Source organism: Vibrio splendidus, from assembly GCF_024347615.1.
GTDB lineage: Bacteria > Pseudomonadota > Gammaproteobacteria > Enterobacterales > Vibrionaceae > Vibrio > Vibrio splendidus.
Genome location: NZ_AP025508.1, coordinates 3,003,746 through 3,022,570, shown reverse-complemented (window position 1 = coordinate 3,022,570; position 18,825 = coordinate 3,003,746). Strand labels below are relative to the sequence as shown.

Below are 18,825 nucleotides of genomic sequence, written 5' to 3'. Positions count from 1 at the left end.
TGAGGAATAGAGAATGGCAACTGTAACTGCAGCTCTAGTTAAAGAACTTCGTGAACGCACAGCTGCGGGCATGATGGAATGTAAAAAAGCGCTTGTTGCTGCTGAAGGCGACATCGAGCTAGCAATTGAAAACATGCGTAAGTCTGGCGCAGCGAAAGCAGCTAAAAAAGCTGGTAACGTTGCTGCTGAAGGCACAATCATCATTAAAGAAGACGCTGGCGTTGCTGCTCTTCTTGAAGTGAACTGCCAAACTGATTTCGTAGCTAAAGATGCAGGTTTCCTTGTATTCGCTAACGAAGTTGCTGAAGCTGCTCTAGCTGAACGTCTAGACATCGTTGCACTTCAAGCTAAATTTGAAGACGCACGTATCGCTCTAGTAACTAAGATCGGTGAGAACATCAGCATCCGTCGCGTTGAGCTAGTTGAAGGTGTTGCACTAGCTTCTTACCGTCACGGCGAGAAAATCGGTGTTGTTGTTGCTGGTGAAGGCGAAGCTGAAACGCTTAAGCACATCGCTATGCACGTTGCTGCTTCTAAGCCTGAGTACGTTAACCCATCTGACGTACCTGCAGACGTAGTAGAAAAAGAAAAAGCTGTTCAAGTTGAAATCGCTATGAACGAAGGCAAACCACAAGAGATCGCTGAGAAAATGGTTATCGGCCGTATGAAGAAATTCACGGGCGAAGTATCTCTTACTGGTCAAGCTTTCATCATGGAACCTAAGAAAACTGTTGCTGACATTCTTAAAGAGAAAGGCGCATCAGTTACTACCTTCGTTCGTTTAGAAGTTGGTGAAGGTATCGAGAAAGCGGCTGAAATGAGCTTCGCAGACGAAGTTGCAGCGGTACAACAAGGTTAATCCTTAGTGTATTGATTGAAAAAGACCGTGGCAAATGCTGCGGTCTTTTTATGAATAATGAATTATTTTTCGGCTGTTAGCTGTTATGAATGCAAACTGAGCTCTTCAGTTTTTATCCATGACTGTTAATCATCAACTCTTTGGAAGGTAAACTCCATGACTACGAACCCTAAACCGGCGTATCAACGTATTCTGTTAAAACTTAGCGGCGAAGCACTACAAGGCGAAGAAGGTTTTGGTATTGACGCGACGGTCCTTGATCGTATGGCTCAAGAAGTAAAAGAATTGGTTGAACTAGGTGTTCAAGTAGGCGTTGTTATCGGTGGCGGTAACCTTTTCCGTGGTGCAGGCCTTGCTGAAGCAGGTATGAACCGCGTTGTTGGTGACCACATGGGTATGCTAGCAACGGTAATGAACGGCCTTGCAATGCGTGACGCCCTGCACCGTGCTTACGTAAATGCACGTGTAATGTCAGCTATCCCTCTTAAAGGTGTGTGTGACGACTACAACTGGGCAGATGCAATCAGCCAACTACGTCAAGGTCGTGTTGTGATCTTCTCAGCTGGTACTGGTAACCCATTCTTCACTACAGATTCTGCTGCGTGTCTACGTGGTATCGAAATTGAAGCTGACGTAGTTCTAAAAGCGACAAAGGTAGATGGCGTATTTACTGCTGACCCAGTAGCAAACCCAGACGCAGAGCTGTATGATACGTTGTCTTACAACACTATTCTTGAAAAAGAACTTAAAGTGATGGATTTGGCTGCATTTACGCTAGCACGTGATCACAAAATGCCAATCCGTGTATTTAACATGAATAAACCAGGCGCATTACGTCGCGTGGTTATGGGTGAAACTGAAGGTACATTAATCAGCGACGCTGACTAATTTTTCGGGCTTACTGAGGTGTTATGCTTTGGTAAGCTTATCCTTATCACTCCAAATAAAAAGCTTTCTTGAAGAAAGAACATAATCAAGGTGAAATTGTGATTAACGAAATCAAAAAAGACGCTCAAGAGCGTATGGATAAAAGTGTAGATGCACTTAAAAATAGCCTGCAAAAGATTCGTACAGGCCGTGCTCACCCAAGCCTACTGTCTGGTCTTACTGTAGAGTACTACGGTGCACCAACGCCTTTGGCTCAAGTTGCTAACGTTATTGCAGAAGATGCACGTACACTAGCAATTACAGTGTTTGATAAAACACTGACTCCTTTAGTTGAAAAAGCAATCCTGACATCTGACCTAGGCCTAAACCCTATGTCTGCTGGCACGGTTATTCGTGTACCACTTCCAGCGTTAACGGAAGAGCGTCGTAAAGACCTCGTTAAAATCGTTCGTGGTGAAGCTGAAGGTGGCCGTGTTGCTATCCGTAACATCCGTCGTGACGCGAATGGCGATCTAAAAGCACTTCTGAAAGACAAAGAAATCTCTGAAGATGAAGATCGTAGAGCACAAGACGAAATTCAGAAGCTAACTGACATTGCGGTTAAGAACGTAGATGAAGTTCTAGCAACTAAAGAAAAAGAGTTGATGGAAGTTTAATTTTCCATATTCTTTTCTTTCCGGAAAAACGCTGTACTCACGGTTCAGCGTTTTTTTATGCTACTCTGTTCGACTATTAGAATTTGATTCACTCTTTTATGCATAATTCTCAAGCGTTCACAGACTCTCTTCCTAAACACATTGCTATCATTATGGATGGTAATGGCCGCTGGGCAAAAGCTCAGGGTAAGCCTCGCGTCTTTGGTCATAAAAACGGTGTTCAAGCCGTTCGTAAAACCATCTCTTCATCTGCCAGACTTGGCATTAAGGCCGTTACACTTTTTGCGTTTAGTAGCGAGAACTGGCGTCGTCCTGAAGAAGAAGTCGGTATCTTGATGGAACTGTTTATTTCAGTGCTGTCGAGTGAAGTGAAAAAACTTCATAAAAATAATCTACAATTGCGTGTTATTGGTGATAAAAGTCGTTTCAATGATCGACTACAAAAGAAGATAGAAGAAGCAGAAGCTTTGACTAGCACCAATACGGGTATGGTTATTAATATTGCTGCTAACTATGGCGGCAAGTGGGATATCCAGCAGGCAATGACCTCAATTGCTCAACAGGTAAAGTCTGGCGATATTAATGTAGATGACATTGATGAAGCTATGATTACACAGCACCTGACTATGGCAGATATTCCTGAAGTTGACCTACTTATCCGCACCAGTGGCGAGTGCCGCATTAGTAACTTTATGCTTTGGCAATTGGCTTACGCCGAAATGTATTTCACTGAACAATTCTGGCCAGACTTTAATGAAGACAGCTTAGTAGAAGCTGTGACTTGGTTTGTAAACCGCGAGCGTCGTTTTGGATGCACTGGTGAGCAAATTAAAGCTCTGATGGACAGTTAATAAGGATTTTTTGGTTTGAAACAACGAATTATTACGGCGTTGATTTTAGCTCCCCTAGTTATTCTAGGTATTTTCGAGTTATCACTTCCCACGTTTATTCTTTCACTAGCAGTAATCTCGCTATTGGGCTTTTGGGAGTGGACTCAGTTTGTTGAAAGCAAATCGCGTTATTTAGCGCTGATTCCAACGGTTGTAGTCAGTGCTGCAAGTTTTGCTTTTATCCCTTTTGATGCATTTAGCCTTAATCATTTATCTAGCGCTCACTACACCATTCTAACGATTGGCTCTATTTGGTGGGTAATAGCGAGTGGTATGGCAGTGACTTATCCTAAGTCTATGCCCGCATGGAAAGATTCTTCTCTCCTTCGTCACGCATTTGGCGTGCTGACTCTGCTGCCATTTTTCTGGAGTGTGGTGATTCTGCGCGCTAACGGTATCGATGCGGATCCTTACCATGGTGCAAAGCTAGTGATGTTTGTTTGCTTGCTCGTGTGGGCTGCAGATAGCGGCGCATACTTCTCTGGTAAGAGTTTTGGTAAACGTAAGATGGCGCCAGCGGTAAGCCCTAATAAGACGATTGAAGGTCTTATTGGTGGCATTATTACAGCGGTGATCATAGCTTGGATTTTTGCTGACTTATTTGATATCCAATTCACAAGCCCTCTTCACATGATTGTAATTACCCTTGTGACTGTCGTTATCTCTGTTCTTGGTGACCTTGTTGAAAGCATGTTTAAGCGTGTTTCAGGGGTGAAAGACAGCAGTAATCTGATTCCTGGTCATGGTGGTATACTTGATAGAATAGATAGCTTAACGGCTGCATTCCCTGTCTTTGCTCTGCTTTATTTAGCATTCTAATAATAAAGGGCAGTGATTCTGCCCTTTATTTCATTTCTACGGTCATATGTGATGCGAAATCTAACTATCCTTGGCGCTACCGGCTCAATTGGTGCAAGTACACTAAAAGTCGTTGAACAAAACCCAGATCTCTATTCGGTCGTGGCACTGGCTGCCGGGTCGAATGTCGAAAAGATGTTGGCGTTAGTTGAAAAGTGGCAACCAAGCTATATTGCTATGGCTTGCCCTGATGCAGCATCTCAGCTGACTGAAATACTGTACGCTAATTACCCTAACGTTACAGTACTTTCAGGCCCAGAAGGCATGTGTCAGGTTGCTTCTCTAGAGGAAGTGGACACGGTAATGGCTGCGATTGTGGGAGCAGCAGGCTTGCTTCCTACGATGGCTGCGGTTAAGGCTGGTAAGCGTATTTTACTTGCTAATAAAGAAGCTTTAGTGATGTCAGGGCAGTTGTTTATAGACGCCGTGGAAAAGTACGGTGCTGAACTACTTCCTGTAGACAGTGAGCATAATGCTATTTTCCAATGCTTGCCTCAAAACGTACAAACCCATCTAGGCCGTTGTAATCTGGAAGAGAACGGTATCAACCATATTCTCTTGACGGGTTCTGGCGGTCCTTTCCGCTATACGGATGTTGCTGAGTTAGATTCGGTAACACCGGCTCGCGCTATTGCACACCCTAACTGGTCTATGGGCCCTAAGATCTCTGTTGACTCTGCGACCATGATGAATAAAGGTCTTGAGTATATTGAAGCTAAGTGGCTATTTAATGCTTCTCAAGAACAGTTAAAAGTCATTATTCATCCTCAGTCTGTGATTCATTCTATGGTCCAGTACAAGGATGGCTCGGTGCTTGCTCAAATGGGCGAACCCGATATGGCGACGCCAATCGCTTTGACGATGTCTTATCCTGAGCGTACAGAAGCTGGTGTTAAGCCTCTGGATTTCACCAAAGTGGGCGAGCTTACTTTTCTAGAACCCGATTTTAGCCGTTACCCATGTTTAAGATTAGCAATTGAAGCGTGCTACCTAGGGCAGCATGCAACAACAGCAATTAATGCTGCCAATGAAATTGCAGTCGATGCCTTTTTGAACAATCGGGTTAAGTTTACCGATATTGCTGTCATTAATGAGCATGTTATGAGCAAAGTATGTGAACAATATAGCTCTGAGGGCTTAGATAGCTTGGAAAGCCTTCTTGAGCTAGATAATATGTCTCGTCAAATAGCCATTCAATTTATTAAAGAGCAGCTAGCATGAGTGGAATTCTGTGGAACTTCGCATCTTTTATTGTAGCGCTTGGTATTCTGGTTGCTGTTCATGAGTTTGGACACTTCTGGGTTGCTCGTCGTTGTGGTGTGAAAGTAGAAAAATTCTCGATTGGTTTTGGTAAATCAATCTGGAGCAAGATCGGCCGTGATGGTACTGAATATAGCTTGTCAGTGATTCCGCTGGGCGGCTACGTTAAGATGCTCGATGGGCGTGTTGACGACCTTTCTGAAGAAGAGCAGCAATACGCTTTTGACAAGAAGCCATTGTGGAAACGCACGGCGATAGTCGGTGCAGGCCCAGCATTTAACTTTATCTTTGCGGTGTTTGCGTATTGGCTGGTATTTTTGATTGGCGTGCCTGCGGTTAAACCGGTGATCGGTGAGGTCACCCCGCAATCTATTGTTGCACAAGCCGGAATTGAAACAGGAATGGAACTTAAATCTATTTCAGGAATCAAAACCGCAGATTGGGAATCAGTCAATATGGGTTTGATATCACATATTGGTGACCAATCCATGACAGTAACGGTCTCTTCTCAAGACGATATCGGCTTTGAGCAACAGGTGACATTGGATATTTCAGACTGGTCGTTCAACCCAGAAACTGAGTCTGCAATGACAACGCTTGGTTTTAGACCGTACTCTCCAGAGATATCAACAGTGCTTGCTCAAGTTATTGATGATGGCGCTGCATACTCTGCGGGGCTAGAAGCTGGTGACAAAATTGTTGAAATTAATGGGCAGCCAATTGAACAGTGGCAGTCGGTTGTTGAGTTGATTCGTTCGAACCCGATGAAATCAATGAACCTTATTGTACTGCGTAATGGTTTTGAACAGTCGTTGTCTATGACGCCAAAAAGTCGAGAGCTTTCTGATGGTTCAATAATCGGCTATGCGGGTATTGCTCCAGAAGTCGCAGAATGGCCAGAAGATTATCGCTTTGAGTTACAATTTGGTGTAATTGAGTCTGTAGGAAAAGCATTTGATAAAACAGGTCAAATCATTAGTTTGACGCTGACAATGCTCAAGAAGCTCATCGTTGGCGATGTCGGCTTAAACAACTTGAGTGGCCCGATTTCAATTGCTAAAGGCGCAGGTACAACCGCCGATTACGGTTTGGTTTACTTCTTAGGCTTTTTGGCTCTGATTAGTGTCAATTTGGGTATTATTAATTTGGTTCCGCTGCCTATGCTTGATGGCGGACATTTGCTCTTTTTCGCTATTGAGGCCATTACTCGTAAACCTGTCCCTGAAAAAATTCAGGAAATGGGATACAGAGTGGGAGGTGCAATCCTCTTCTCTTTGATGGCTCTGGCAATATTTAATGATTTTACTCGTCTGTGAATGGTTTCTCACAGGCATTGGTAGTAGCAAGGAATAATTAGAATAAGTATGGCGATTAAGCAAATTCTGTTCGCAAGTCTATTGGCCACTAGTGTGGCTGCGAACGGAGCACAAAACTTTGTAGTTCAAGATATCAAGATCGAAGGTTTACAGCGTGTTGCACTTGGTGCAGCTCTACTGAAAATGCCAGTGCGTATTGGCGATGAAGTAGATGAAGGCGATGTATCTGAGATCATTCGTGCACTGTATGCTTCAGGTAACTTTGAGGATGTTAAGGTCCTTCGCGATGAAGGTGTTTTAGTTGTTCAAGTAAAAGAACGACCGACCATCGCAAGCATTTCATTTTCAGGGAACAAAGCGATCAAAGAAGAGCAACTTCAGCAGAACCTAGATGCATCTGGTGTTCGTGAAGGTGAAGCCCTTGACCGCACAACGCTGAGTAACATCGAGAAAGGCCTTGAAGATTTTTACTACAGTGTTGGTAAGTACAACGCGACAGTAAAAGCGGTTGTGACACCTTTGCCACGTAACCGTTCTGACCTTAAGTTTGTATTTACTGAAGGCGTATCCGCTAAGATTCAGCAAATCAACTTTATTGGTAATGAAGTCTTTTCTGATGCTGAGCTACTGAGCCGTTTCAACCTGAATGTTGATGTTGCATGGTGGAATTTCCTTGCGGATGAAAAATACCAGAAGCAAGTATTAGCGGGTGATATCGAAGCGTTGAAATCGTACTACCTTGACCGTGGTTACCTTAAATTTAAGGTGGATTCTACACAAGTAGCGATCTCTCCAGATAAGAAAGGCGTTTACATCACGCTTGGTATTGATGAAGGCGAAGCCTACACCGTTAAAGATGTCGCGTTTCGCGGTGAGCTGATTGGCCGTGAGGCTGATTTTGAGGCATTAGTACCATTTGAAGACGGCGATACGTACAACGGCTCTTCTGTGACATCACTAGAAGAGGGCGTAAAGCGTATTCTTGGTGAGTCTGGTTATGCGTACCCACAAGTACGTACTATTCCTGAATTTGACGATGAGACGAAAGAAGTGTCATTGGTTATTAATGTAGAAGCGGGCAGCCGTATCTACGTTCGTGATATTCGATTTACGGGTAATAACTCGACCAAAGATGAAGTACTACGCCGTGAAATGCGTCAAATGGAAGGCAGCTGGCTTAACTCTAAGTCAATTGACACCGGTAAGAGCCGCCTTAACCGTTTAGGTTTCTTTGAAACGGTTGATGTACAAACAGTGCGTGTTCCTGGCAGTGAAGACCAAGTTGACTTGGTTTACAACGTTAAGGAAGCGAACTCAGGCAGTATCAACTTTGGTGTTGGTTACGGTACCGAATCAGGTGTCAGCTTCCAAGTTGGTTTGCAACAAGATAACTTTGCGGGTTCAGGTAACCGTGTTGGCGTAAGTGCCATGATGAACGATTACCAAAAGAACGTGAGCTTAGACTACCGTGACCCATACTGGAACCTTGATGGTGTGAGTTTAGGCGGTAAGATCTTCTACAACGAATTCGAAGCCTCTGAAGCGGGCATTGTCGACTATACCAACCAAAGTTACGGTACCAGCCTGACATGGGGCTTCCCTATGGATGAGCTGAACCGTATCGAATTTGGTGTTGGCTATACGCACAACAAGATCGGTAACGTTCCGACTTATATCCAAGTGGAACAGTTCGCGAGAAGTATTGACCAATATGGTGACGAAAACATCTTAACTGATGACTTCGATATCAATATCTCTTGGACTCGTAACAACCTTAACCGTGGTTTCTTCCCAACCGAGGGTAACCACCAACGTGCTTTCGCTAAAATGACTGTACCAGGCTCTGACGCTAAGTACTTCAAAGCTCAGTACGATGTAAAACATTACATCCCGCTGACCAAAAAGCATGAGTTCACACTTTTGATGCGTGGCCGATTAGGCTATGGTAATGGTTACGGTCAAACGGATGGTAATGATAACTTGTTCCCATTCTACGAGAACTACTACGCGGGTGGCTTTACAACGTTGCGTGGCTTTGGCTCTAATTCAGCGGGTCCAAAAGCCGTTTACGGGAGCAGTACGGGTAACAACCCAACGTACAGCTCAGCAACCGATGATTCGGTTGGTGGTAATGCGGTTGCCTTGGCAAGTTTAGAGTTAATTGTACCTACGCCGTTTGCTTCTGATGAAGCACGTAGCCAGATTCGAACCAGTGTCTTCTTTGACATGGCAAGTGTATGGGATACCGAGTTCGTAGACCGTGGTGCACCTAACAGTGGCAGCCAGTATTACTACGATTACTCTGATCCAACAAATTACCGTTCATCTTATGGTGCAGCCCTTCAATGGATGTCGCCGATGGGCCCATTGGTTTTCTCTCTAGCGAAACCCGTTAAAATTTACGAAGGTGATGATGAGGAATTCTTCACATTTACCATTGGTAGAACTTTCTAATATTTAAAGGACAATATTTTGAAAAATATGATTAAAGCAGCAGGTTTAGGCCTTGTAGTTCTTAGCTCTTCTTTCTTTGCAACAGCTGCTGAAGCTGCGCAAAAAGTGGGTTATGTAAACACTGCACAAGTATTCCAGGCTCTACCTCAGCGCGAAGTTGTTCTTCAAAAAATGCAGGAAGAGTTCAAAGATAAAGCTGCTGAGCTGCAGAGCATTCAAGCAGAAGCAAAAACTAAGATTGAAAAGCTTAAGCGTGATGGTGAACTACTAGGTCCTGACGAAGTTGAGAAGCTTCGTATCGAAGTCGGTCAACTAGACAGTAAGTACAAAATCAAAGCTCAAGCACTAGAAAAAGCAAGCCAACGTCGTGAAGCACAAGAGAAGCAGAAGCTATTCAAAGTGATTCAAGATGCTGTAACTAAAGTTGCAGAGAAAGAAGGCTACGACATGATTGTTGATATTCAAGCTCTGCAGTACGGCAAGCCGGAATACAACATCTCTGAGCAAGTAATTAAATCACTGAAATAAGTTTATGAAGAACCTGACTTTAGCCGAATTGGCAACGATTACCGGGGGAGAGCTACACGGAGACGGTACGGTTACCGTTTCAGCAGTTGCTCCTATGGATAAAGCGCAAGAAGGAAACATTACGTTCCTTTCGAACGTGAAGTACAGCAAGCACCTTGGTGACTGTAAAGCATCCGCTATTATGGTTAAAGAGAGTGAGCGCGAACTGTGTAAGACCAACGTGATTGTGGTCAGCGACCCTTACGTTGCTTTTGCTAAAGTTGCTCAAGCGCTTGATACTACTCCTTCACCCGCAGCGGCTATCGCTGATTCTGCTTCAATTTCAAGCGATGCAACCATTGGACAAAATGTGTCTATCGGTGCGAACGCTGTGATTGAGTCTGGTGTGGTACTTGGTGATGATGTGATCATCGGAGCGGGTTGTTTTATTGGTAAAAATGCAAATATTGGCACAGGCACTAAGCTATGGGCTAATGTAAGTGTTTACCATGAAGTCGTGATTGGTGACGCGTGTTTGATTCAATCAAGCACTGTCATTGGCTCTGATGGCTTTGGTTATGCGAACGAGAAAGGTGAGTGGGTTAAGATTCCACAAGTCGGTTCAGTTCGCATTGGTAACCGTGTAGAAATTGGCGCGTGTACAACCATCGACCGTGGCGCATTAGATGACACAATCATTGAAGATAACGTTATCTTAGATAACCAGCTTCAAATTGCTCACAATGTTCACATCGGATATGGTTCTGCTATTGCCGGTGGTACTATTATCGCAGGCAGCACGACGATAGGTAAGTACTGTATTATTGGTGGCGGTTGTGTGATTAATGGTCATATTGAAATCGTTGGCGGCGTTACAATCACCGGTATGGGGATGGTAATGCGCAGTATCACTGAGAAAGGCATGTACTCTTCGGGTATTCCTTTACAGCCAAACAAAGATTGGCGTAAAACAGCAACGCGTGTACATCGTATTGATGAAATGAACAAGCGTTTGAAAACCGTTGAAAAACTTATCGAGAAGAGCGCGGAATCATAATTCCAGCATTTCTAATAAAAGGCTCGCGTACAGCGAGTCTTTTTCGTTTATAATCCTTCTAATTAAATAAAGAATATACATAGGAATACGACTTTGACTACTGAACAGACAACGATGAACATTACTGAAATTCAGGAACTATTACCTCATCGCTACCCATTCTTAATGGTTGATCGTGTGACTAGCTTTGAAAAAGAAAAAACACTGACTGCGATTAAGAATGTCTCTGTTAACGAACCTCAGTTCACAGGCCACTTCCCTCAACTTCCTGTATTCCCAGGCGTGTTGATCTTAGAAGCAATGGCGCAAGCAACTGGTCTTCTAGCATTTAAATCATTTGGTGCCCCTTCTGGTAACGAGCTTTACTACTTTGCAAGTGTAGATAAAGCTAAATTCCGCAAGCCAGTAGTGCCAGGTGACCAACTGATTATCGAAGTTGAATTCTTAAAAGAACGTCGTGGTATTGCATCGTTTAACGGCGTTGCTAAAGTTGACGGCGTAGTTGTATGTTCAGCTGAACTTAAATGTGCTCGTAGAGAGTTTTAATATGATTCATGAAACAGCGAAAATTCACCCGGCAGCAGTAATCGAAGGTGATGTAACTATCGGTGCTAACGTGACGGTTGGGCCTTTCACTTACATTGCTGGTAACGTGACAATTGGTGACGACACTGAAGTGATGTCGCATGTGGTGATCAAAGGTCACACAACCATTGGTAAAGAAAACCGTATCTTCCCACACGCTGTTATCGGTGAAGAGAACCAAGATAAGAAGTACGGTGGCGAAGAGACAACAGTTGTGATCGGTGATCGCAACGTGATTCGTGAGGCGGTTCAAATCCACCGTGGTACAACTCAAGACAAAGCAACCACTGTGATCGGTGATGACAACTTACTTTGTGTTAATGCTCACGTAGCACACGATGTTATTGTTGGTAACCACACTCACATTGGTAACAACGCTATTCTTGGCGGTCACGTAACAGTGGGTGACTACGCTGGTGTAATGGCGCTATCTGCGATTCACCCGTTCTGTTCAATAGGTGCTTACGCCTACATTGGCGGCTGTTCTGCTGTTGTTCAAGATGTACTGCCGTACGTGCTTGCACAGGGTAACCATGCGGCTCCATTTGGTCTTAACCTAGTGGGCCTGAAGCGTAACGGATTTGAGAAACCAGAAATTCGTGCACTACAGAAAGCGTACAAAGAGTTATACCGTTCAGGTAAAACACTTGAAGAAGCGAAAGCGGCTTTAGTTGAAATGGCGAAAGAGTTTACTTCGGTTACTCCTATGCTAGAAATGCTAGAGAACTCTGAGCGCGGTATTATTCGTTAATACTTGATATGATTGTTTACCAATCAGCGCAAGTACGACAATAATGACTTAATCAGATTGGTATAACAAAAAGATCGCTACTCATTGGGCGGTCTTTTTTGTTTTAGGCAACAAGGGAATTGGAAAACTATGGCACAGCAAGAAGCAGCAACCAATAGCTCGGACTTTGTTTCGAATGAACCTCTACGCGTAGGTATCGTCGTCGGAGAACTCTCGGGTGACACGCTTGGCGAGGGTTTTATTAAAGCGGTCAAATCACAATATCCGAATGCTGAATTCGTGGGTATTGGTGGACCAAAAATGAAAGCGCTTGGTTGTGAGTCTCTTTTCGAAATGGAAGAGCTTGCCGTGATGGGGCTTGTAGAAGTGCTTGGTCGTTTACCTCGTTTGTTAAAAGTGAAAGCGGAACTGGTTAAGTATTTCACTCAAAACCCGCCAGATGTCTTCGTTGGTATCGATGCGCCAGATTTCAACCTAAGACTTGAATTGGATCTTAAGAACGCGGGTATTAAGACCGTTCATTATGTCAGCCCTTCAGTATGGGCATGGCGTCCAAAGCGTATCTTTAAAATCGACAAAGCAACCGACTTGGTACTGGCTTTCTTGCCGTTCGAAAAGGCATTCTACGATAAATATAATGTTGCTTGTGAATTTGTTGGCCATACATTGGCAGACACCATTCCACTCGAACCGAATAAAAAAGAAGCTCGCGAGCTTTTAGGTTTAGATCAAGATAAGCCTTGGTTAGCCGTATTACCGGGTAGTCGCGGTGGTGAGATGAGTTTGATTGCTCAACCCTTTATTGAGACTTGCCAGCGTATTAAGCAAAAATACCCTGATATCAACTTTGTTGTTGCGCTCGTTAATGAGCAACGTAAAAAGCAGTTCACTGAAATTTGGCAATCGACGGCACCTGAACTTGAATTTACATTGGTAGAAGATACCGCCACCAACGTAATTACCGCTGCTGATTCTGTTCTGTTAGCTTCGGGTACTGTTGCTCTCGAATGCATGTTGCTGAAACGCCCAATGGTCGTTGGCTACAAAGTAAATAAACTGACGGGTTATATTGTTAAGAAATTATCGATTACTGAGTTCGTATCGTTGCCGAACATTTTGGCTGGCGAAGAGATTGTGAAAGAGCATATTCTCGAAGAGTGTCACCCAGATTTCTTGTTTCCGTCTGTCGATAAGATGCTATCCGCTGATAACAGCGCATTAATTGAACGCTTTACCGAGATGCATCATTGGATTCGTAAAGACGCGGATAAACAAGCCGCTAATGCGGTATTGAAATTGATAGATCGACCATGTGTTGAGTCATAAAGTGCTTGTTTACAGAACACTAAGAGAAGAATTATGGCAGTAAAAGAGAAAAAAGAGCTTCCTCCTTTTGAGTATCCTCAAGGCTACCAGTTATTTGCTGGTGTTGATGAGGTAGGGCGCGGGCCGTTAGTTGGCGATGTTGTTACAGCTGCGGTTATCCTCGATCCTAATAATCCAATCGAAGGTTTGAACGACTCAAAGAAACTGTCTGAGAAGAAGCGTCTGGCTCTGTTTCCTGAAATCAAAGAGAAAGCCTTGGCTTGGTCGGTTGGCCGTTGTTCCCCGCAAGAAATTGATGAGTGGAATATTCTGCAAGCGACCATGGTTGCTATGCAGCGAGCGATCGCAGGGCTAAGCGTTCAACCTGATATGGCACTAATCGATGGAAACCGCGTTCCTGAACTGCCGATGGATGGTCTTGCTATTGTAAAAGGGGACTTGCGAGTTGCTGAAATCAGTGCGGCATCTATCATCGCTAAAGTCGTTCGTGACCAAGAGATGGAAGAACTTGATAAACTTCATCCAGAGTTTGGTTTTGCTAAACATAAAGGTTATCCGACTAAAGCGCATTTCGAAGCGATTGAAAAACACGGTGTAACCGAGCATTACCGCAAAAGCTTTAAGCCAGTAAAGCGCATTTTAGGTCTTGATTAAAGCTCGTCGGCTAAGGCTGTATATTGATTAGGGCTTAGTATTGGTTGGAGCTTTATAATGATTAGAGCTTTATATTGCTTAGACTCATGTTGACCGGAGCAAGGCATCGAATAAAGTTGCTTATTTGCGGTAGAAAAAAATAGAATACACACAGTTGTAATCCTAGGCCTAAACCTAGAACTCAGGAAAAATAATGTCAGATCCAAAATTTGTTCACCTACGCGTACACAGTGATTTTTCGATGGTGGATGGCCTATCTAAGGTGCCACCATTAGTTAAGAAAGTCGCTGAAATGGGTATGCCCGCTCTAGCATTGACCGACTTTACTAACCTATGTGGCTTGGTGAAATTTTACGGTACTGCCCATGGGTGTGGGGTTAAGCCAATTATTGGTGCTGACTTCTTGATGCAGTCTCCAGATTTTGGCGATGAATTGACCAAACTCACTGTTATTGCAACGAATAATAAAGGTTATAACAACCTAACATTATTGATTTCAAAAGCTTACCTTCGTGGTCATGTTCAACATCAGCCTGTTATTGATAAAGAGTGGCTGATTGAACATGCCGAAGGCCTGATTCTTCTATCGGGAGCAAAAGAGGGTGAGATTGGTAAGGCGTTGCTGAAAGGCAATCGAGAGTTGGTTGCAAGCAGCGTTGAGTTTTACAAAACACATTTCGCAGACCGTTTTTATCTGGAGCTCATTCGTACTGGGCGCCCGGATGAAGAGTCTTATCTGCACTTTGCGCTAGAGCTTGCTGAACAAGAAGACCTGCCTGTTGTCGCGACCAACGAAGTGGTTTTCATTTCTGAAGACTTGTTTGATGCCCATGAAATCCGTGTGGCGATTCACGACGGTTTTACAATGGTTGATCCACGTCGACCGAAAAACTATAGCTCACAACAATACTTGCGTAGTGAAGAAGAGATGTGTGAGTTGTTCTCAGACATCCCTGAAGCACTGGAAAACAGTGTCGAAATTGCTAAGCGTTGTAACGTAACAGTTCGACTGGGCGAATACTTCTTACCTAACTTCCCAACGGAAGGTTTGGCGATTGAAGACTTCTTGATTAAAAAATCAGAAGAAGGCCTTGAGCGTCGTTTAGCGTTTCTATTCCCTGATGAGAAAATTCGAGCTGAACGCAGACCTGAATACGATGAGCGACTTAAGATTGAACTTGAAGTTGTCAACAATATGGGGTTCCCGGGTTACTTCTTGATCGTAATGGAGTTCATCCAGTGGTCAAAAGATAACGACGTACCAGTAGGTCCGGGTCGTGGTTCTGGTGCCGGTTCTTTGGTGGCTTACGCATTGGATATCACCGATCTTGATCCACTTGAATATGACTTGCTGTTCGAACGTTTCTTGAACCCAGAACGTGTATCTATGCCCGATTTCGATATCGACTTCTGCATGGATAAACGCGACCAAGTTATTGATCACGTAGCCGAGATGTACGGTCGTGATGCCGTTTCTCAGATCATCACCTTTGGTACTATGGCGGCAAAAGCGGTAATTCGTGACGTTGGCCGTGTATTGGGCCACCCGTTTGGTTTCGTTGACCGTATTTCTAAGCTGGTTCCGCCAGATCCGGGCATGACGCTAGAGAAGGCCTTCCTTGCTGAGCCAGCATTGCCAGAACTCTACGACGGTGATGAAGAAGTACGCGAACTGATTGATAAGTGTCGAATTCTTGAGGGTTGTACGCGAAATGCCGGTAAGCACGCGGGTGGTGTTGTTATCTCACCCACCACGATCACTGACTTTGCACCCATCTATGCCGATGCAGAAGGCAACTTCCCAGTAACGCAATTCGATAAGAATGACGTTGAAACCGCCGGTTTGGTTAAATTCGACTTCTTGGGTCTACGTACCCTGACCATCATCGATTGGGCGTTAGGCCTCGTAAACCCACGCTTGAAGAAAGAGGGTAAAGAGCCGGTTCGTATTGAATCGATTCCTCTAGATGACCAAGCGTCATTTAACCTATTACAAAATTCTGAAACGACGGCGGTATTCCAACTGGAATCACGCGGTATGAAAGATCTGATCAAGCGTCTACAACCCGACTCTTTTGAAGATATCATCGCATTGGTGGCCTTGTTCCGTCCGGGCCCTCTGCAATCAGGCATGGTAGATAACTTTATCGACCGTAAACACGGACGAGAGGCTGTATCTTACCCTGATGAAACGTGGCAACACGAGTCGTTAAAAGAGACACTAGAACCGACTTACGGCATCATCCTGTATCAAGAACAAGTAATGCAAATCGCTCAGATCCTTGCGGGTTATACGCTTGGTGGAGCCGATATGTTGCGTCGTGCGATGGGTAAGAAAAAGCCTGAAGAGATGGCAAAACAGCGCGGTACCTTCAAAGAAGGTGCTGAAGCCAATGGTGTTGATGGCGAACTGTCCATGAAGATCTTTGACTTGGTAGAGAAGTTTGCGGGCTACGGCTTTAACAAATCTCACTCGGCTGCATACGCACTGGTTTCTTATCAAACGCTATGGCTTAAAACGCATTACCCTGCAGAATTCATGGCGGCAGTAATGACCGCGGATATGGATAACACCGAGAAGGTTATTGGCCTTGTTGATGAATGTTTCCGTATGAAGCTCAAGCTTCTTCCACCCGATATTAATTCCGGTTTATACCGTTTTAATGTGGATGAAGATGGTGCGATTGTTTATGGCATCGGTGCGATTAAAGGGGTGGGTGAAGGCCCAATTGAAGCCATTATTGAAGCGCGTAACAAAGGCGGTTACTTTAAAGACTTGTTCGACTTCTGTGCACGACTTGATCTGAAAAAAGTGAACAAGCGTGTTATCGAAAAGTTGATTCTGTCGGGCGCCTTAGATAGATTAGGTCCTCACCGAGCAGCGATGATGGCCTCATTGAAAGATGCGGTTAAGGCGGCAAGCCAACATCACCACGCTGAGTCTTTTGGTCAATCGGATATGTTTGGCGTGTTGACTGACGCTCCGGAAGAGGTGGAACACAAGTATACCCAAGTACCGAAGTGGCCTGAAAAGGTTTGGCTTGAAGGTGAGCGTGAGACGTTAGGTTTGTATTTAACGGGTCACCCAGTTAACGCTTACATTAAAGAACTCGCGAAATACACCAGCTGTCGCTTGAAAGATGCGACGCCGACGCGTCGTGATCAGTCTTTAACGATTGCAGGTTTGGTCATTGCTGCTAGGGTAATGACCACGAAGCGCGGAACTCGAATTGGTTTGATGACCCTCGACGACCGATCGGGGCGAATGGAAGTGATGTTGTTCTCGGATGCGCTCGATCGCTACGCTGAATTGCTCGAAAAAGATAAAATAGTGGTCGTTTCTGGACAGGTCAGCTTTGATGATTTCAATGGTGGGCTTAAAATGTCCGCGCGTGAGGTCATGGACTTAGGAAGCGCCCGTGAGAAATATGCTCGTGGGGTGTCGATATCTATCGACCAATCCCAAATTAATGGTCAATTTTTTGAACGCTTTAGTCAAATCTTAGAACCTTATAGAGCCGGAACGGTCCCAGTCAATGTATACTACCAGCGTGCCGACGCTAGAGCGCGGTTAACATTGGGCACAGAATGGCGTGTGACGCCAAGTGATACATTACTAGACGAATTAAAACAGCTGCTTGGAAATAGCCAAGTAGAACTCGAATTTAACTAAAATTTAGCTCCATGATTGTGGAGCTGAATCAACAAGGATTCATAGATGAGCCTGAACTTTCTAGAATTTGAAAAGCCTATCGCTGAACTTGAAGCAAAAATCGAAGCGCTACGTGACGTTTCACGTCACGGTGGTGACACAGCGGTAGATCTAGACAAAGAAATTGAACAACTAGAGAAAAAAAGCTTAGAGCTTAAACAGAAAATCTTTAGTGACCTAGGTGCATGGCAAGTAGCTCAACTTGCTCGTCACCCGCAACGTCCGTACACCAAAGATTACCTGGAGCATGCCTTCACAGAATTTGAAGAGATGGCGGGCGATCGCGCTTTCGCTGACGACAAAGCAATTGTGGGTGGTATGGCTCGTCTAAATGGTCGTCCTGTTATGGTTATTGGTCACCAGAAAGGTCGTGAGACTAAAGAAAAAGTGATTCGTAACTTTGGTATGCCAAAGCCAGAAGGTTACCGTAAGGCACTTCGCCTAATGGAAACGGCTGAGCGTTTCAACATGCCAATCATTACTTTCATCGATACCGCGGGTGCATACCCAGGTGTTGGTGCTGAAGAACGTGGTCAATCTGAAGCTATCGCAAAGAACCTTAAAGTTATGGCTGGCCTATCTGTGCCAGTTATCTGTAACGTTGTTGGTGAAGGCGGTTCAGGTGGTGCACTGGCGATTGGTGTTGGTGACTACGTGAACATGCTTCAGTACTCTACGTACTCAGTAATATCTCCAGAAGGTTGTGCTTCAATCTTGTGGCGTGATTCAGATAAAGCACCACAAGCTGCTGAAGCGATGGGCCTAGTTGCTCCTCGTCTGAAAGATCTTGAGCTTATCGACGAAATCATTCCTGAGCCTCTAGGTGGCGCGCACCGCGATCCAGTACAAACGGCTCAGAACATGAAAGACATGCTAGTTAAACAGCTAGAAGAGCTAGAGCAGTTTGATAACGAAGCACTACTTGAGCGTCGTTACCAACGCCTAATGAGCTACGGTTACTGCTGATAAGCGTGCCTTGAAATGAGGCAGCTTCAAGTAACAAGATGATGAAAGGGTTGGACTCAGTGCCAACCCTTTTTTATTATTAAAAT

The 18,825-nt window shown here is 44.5% G+C and carries 16 protein-coding genes; all 16 read left to right on the top strand.

The annotated features are described in order from the left end of the window. Window positions 1–13 precede the first annotated feature (13 nt). The 16 genes from tsf (at window position 14) to accA (ending at window position 18,739) form a co-directional block, all read left to right on the top strand. Complete coding sequence (gene tsf / locus OCU90_RS13385) at window positions 14–859, top strand: translation elongation factor Ts (protein WP_061022351.1); 846 nt, start codon at window positions 14–16, stop codon at window positions 857–859. Between the two features lie 156 nt (window positions 860–1,015). Then, a complete protein-coding gene (gene pyrH, locus OCU90_RS13380; RefSeq protein ID WP_017072669.1) occupies window positions 1,016–1,747 on the top strand; it encodes a UMP kinase in 732 nt (243 codons plus the stop codon). Window positions 1,748–1,845: 98 nt separating this feature from the next. Further along, window positions 1,846–2,403 (top strand): ribosome recycling factor, encoded by a 558-nt coding sequence (gene frr, locus OCU90_RS13375; RefSeq protein ID WP_004734349.1) that lies wholly within the window; start codon window positions 1,846–1,848, stop codon window positions 2,401–2,403. Between the two features lie 98 nt (window positions 2,404–2,501). Next, window positions 2,502–3,254 carry an isoprenyl transferase gene (locus OCU90_RS13370; protein WP_029222668.1) on the top strand — a complete coding sequence of 251 codons (753 nt, stop codon included), beginning with the start codon at window positions 2,502–2,504 and terminating at the stop codon, window positions 3,252–3,254. A 15-nt stretch (window positions 3,255–3,269) separates the two neighbouring features. Then, window positions 3,270–4,112 carry a phosphatidate cytidylyltransferase gene (locus tag OCU90_RS13365; RefSeq protein ID WP_004734347.1) on the top strand — a complete coding sequence of 281 codons (843 nt, stop codon included), beginning with the start codon at window positions 3,270–3,272 and terminating at the stop codon, window positions 4,110–4,112. 51 nt (window positions 4,113–4,163) lie between these two features. Further along, window positions 4,164–5,372: a 1-deoxy-D-xylulose-5-phosphate reductoisomerase gene (gene ispC, locus OCU90_RS13360; RefSeq protein WP_061022348.1), complete on the top strand. Its 1,209-nt coding sequence runs from the start codon at window positions 4,164–4,166 to the stop codon at window positions 5,370–5,372. Next, on the top strand, window positions 5,369–6,727 hold the full coding sequence (gene rseP, locus OCU90_RS13355; protein ID WP_017084151.1) for a sigma E protease regulator RseP: 1,359 nt from the start codon (window positions 5,369–5,371) through the stop codon (window positions 6,725–6,727). Before ispC ends, rseP begins: the two co-directional genes overlap by 4 nt. A 48-nt stretch (window positions 6,728–6,775) precedes the next feature. Beyond that, entirely contained in the window at window positions 6,776–9,181 is a 2,406-nt protein-coding gene (bamA, locus tag OCU90_RS13350) for an outer membrane protein assembly factor BamA (protein WP_004734344.1), read from the top strand. Window positions 9,182–9,208: 27 nt separating this feature from the next. Further along, complete coding sequence (locus tag OCU90_RS13345; protein WP_004734343.1) at window positions 9,209–9,709, top strand: OmpH family outer membrane protein; 501 nt, start codon at window positions 9,209–9,211, stop codon at window positions 9,707–9,709. 4 nt (window positions 9,710–9,713) lie between these two features. Beyond that, window positions 9,714–10,745, top strand: a complete 1,032-nt coding sequence (gene lpxD, locus OCU90_RS13340; RefSeq protein ID WP_061022347.1) for a UDP-3-O-(3-hydroxymyristoyl)glucosamine N-acyltransferase — start codon at window positions 9,714–9,716, stop codon at window positions 10,743–10,745. A 93-nt stretch (window positions 10,746–10,838) separates the two neighbouring features. Then, complete coding sequence (gene fabZ, locus OCU90_RS13335; RefSeq protein WP_004734341.1) at window positions 10,839–11,291, top strand: 3-hydroxyacyl-ACP dehydratase FabZ; 453 nt, start codon at window positions 10,839–10,841, stop codon at window positions 11,289–11,291. Window position 11,292: 1 nt separating this feature from the next. Then, entirely contained in the window at window positions 11,293–12,081 is a 789-nt protein-coding gene (gene lpxA, locus OCU90_RS13330) for an acyl-ACP--UDP-N-acetylglucosamine O-acyltransferase (RefSeq protein WP_004734340.1), read from the top strand. A 129-nt stretch (window positions 12,082–12,210) separates the two neighbouring features. After that, window positions 12,211–13,407: a lipid-A-disaccharide synthase gene (lpxB, locus tag OCU90_RS13325; RefSeq protein WP_004734339.1), complete on the top strand. Its 1,197-nt coding sequence runs from the start codon at window positions 12,211–12,213 to the stop codon at window positions 13,405–13,407. A gap of 33 nt (window positions 13,408–13,440) precedes the next feature. After that, entirely contained in the window at window positions 13,441–14,061 is a 621-nt protein-coding gene (gene rnhB / locus OCU90_RS13320) for a ribonuclease HII (protein WP_017084147.1), read from the top strand. A gap of 193 nt (window positions 14,062–14,254) precedes the next feature. Beyond that, complete coding sequence (gene dnaE, locus OCU90_RS13315) at window positions 14,255–17,734, top strand: DNA polymerase III subunit alpha (RefSeq protein WP_061022344.1); 3,480 nt, start codon at window positions 14,255–14,257, stop codon at window positions 17,732–17,734. Between the two features lie 45 nt (window positions 17,735–17,779). Next, on the top strand, window positions 17,780–18,739 hold the full coding sequence (accA, locus tag OCU90_RS13310) for an acetyl-CoA carboxylase carboxyl transferase subunit alpha (protein ID WP_004734336.1): 960 nt from the start codon (window positions 17,780–17,782) through the stop codon (window positions 18,737–18,739). The last annotated feature ends 86 nt before the right edge of the window (window positions 18,740–18,825 follow it).

Bases quoted from the DNA above. Each gene is read 5' to 3' on its own strand.
- tsf (WP_061022351.1), top strand. From the start codon at position 14: ATGGCAACTGTAACTGCAGCTCTAGTTAAAGAACTTCGTGAACGCACA.
- pyrH (WP_017072669.1), top strand. From the start codon at position 1,016: ATGACTACGAACCCTAAACCGGCGTATCAACGTATTCTGTTAAAACTT.
- OCU90_RS13370 (WP_029222668.1), top strand. From the start codon at position 2,502: ATGCATAATTCTCAAGCGTTCACAGACTCTCTTCCTAAACACATTGCT.
- ispC (WP_061022348.1), top strand. From the start codon at position 4,164: ATGCGAAATCTAACTATCCTTGGCGCTACCGGCTCAATTGGTGCAAGT.
- rseP (WP_017084151.1), top strand. From the start codon at position 5,369: ATGAGTGGAATTCTGTGGAACTTCGCATCTTTTATTGTAGCGCTTGGT.
- bamA (WP_004734344.1), top strand. From the start codon at position 6,776: ATGGCGATTAAGCAAATTCTGTTCGCAAGTCTATTGGCCACTAGTGTG.
- OCU90_RS13345 (WP_004734343.1), top strand. From the start codon at position 9,209: ATGATTAAAGCAGCAGGTTTAGGCCTTGTAGTTCTTAGCTCTTCTTTC.
- lpxD (WP_061022347.1), top strand. From the start codon at position 9,714: ATGAAGAACCTGACTTTAGCCGAATTGGCAACGATTACCGGGGGAGAG.
- lpxA (WP_004734340.1), top strand. From the start codon at position 11,293: ATGATTCATGAAACAGCGAAAATTCACCCGGCAGCAGTAATCGAAGGT.
- lpxB (WP_004734339.1), top strand. From the start codon at position 12,211: ATGGCACAGCAAGAAGCAGCAACCAATAGCTCGGACTTTGTTTCGAAT.
- rnhB (WP_017084147.1), top strand. From the start codon at position 13,441: ATGGCAGTAAAAGAGAAAAAAGAGCTTCCTCCTTTTGAGTATCCTCAA.
- dnaE (WP_061022344.1), top strand. From the start codon at position 14,255: ATGTCAGATCCAAAATTTGTTCACCTACGCGTACACAGTGATTTTTCG.
- accA (WP_004734336.1), top strand. From the start codon at position 17,780: ATGAGCCTGAACTTTCTAGAATTTGAAAAGCCTATCGCTGAACTTGAA.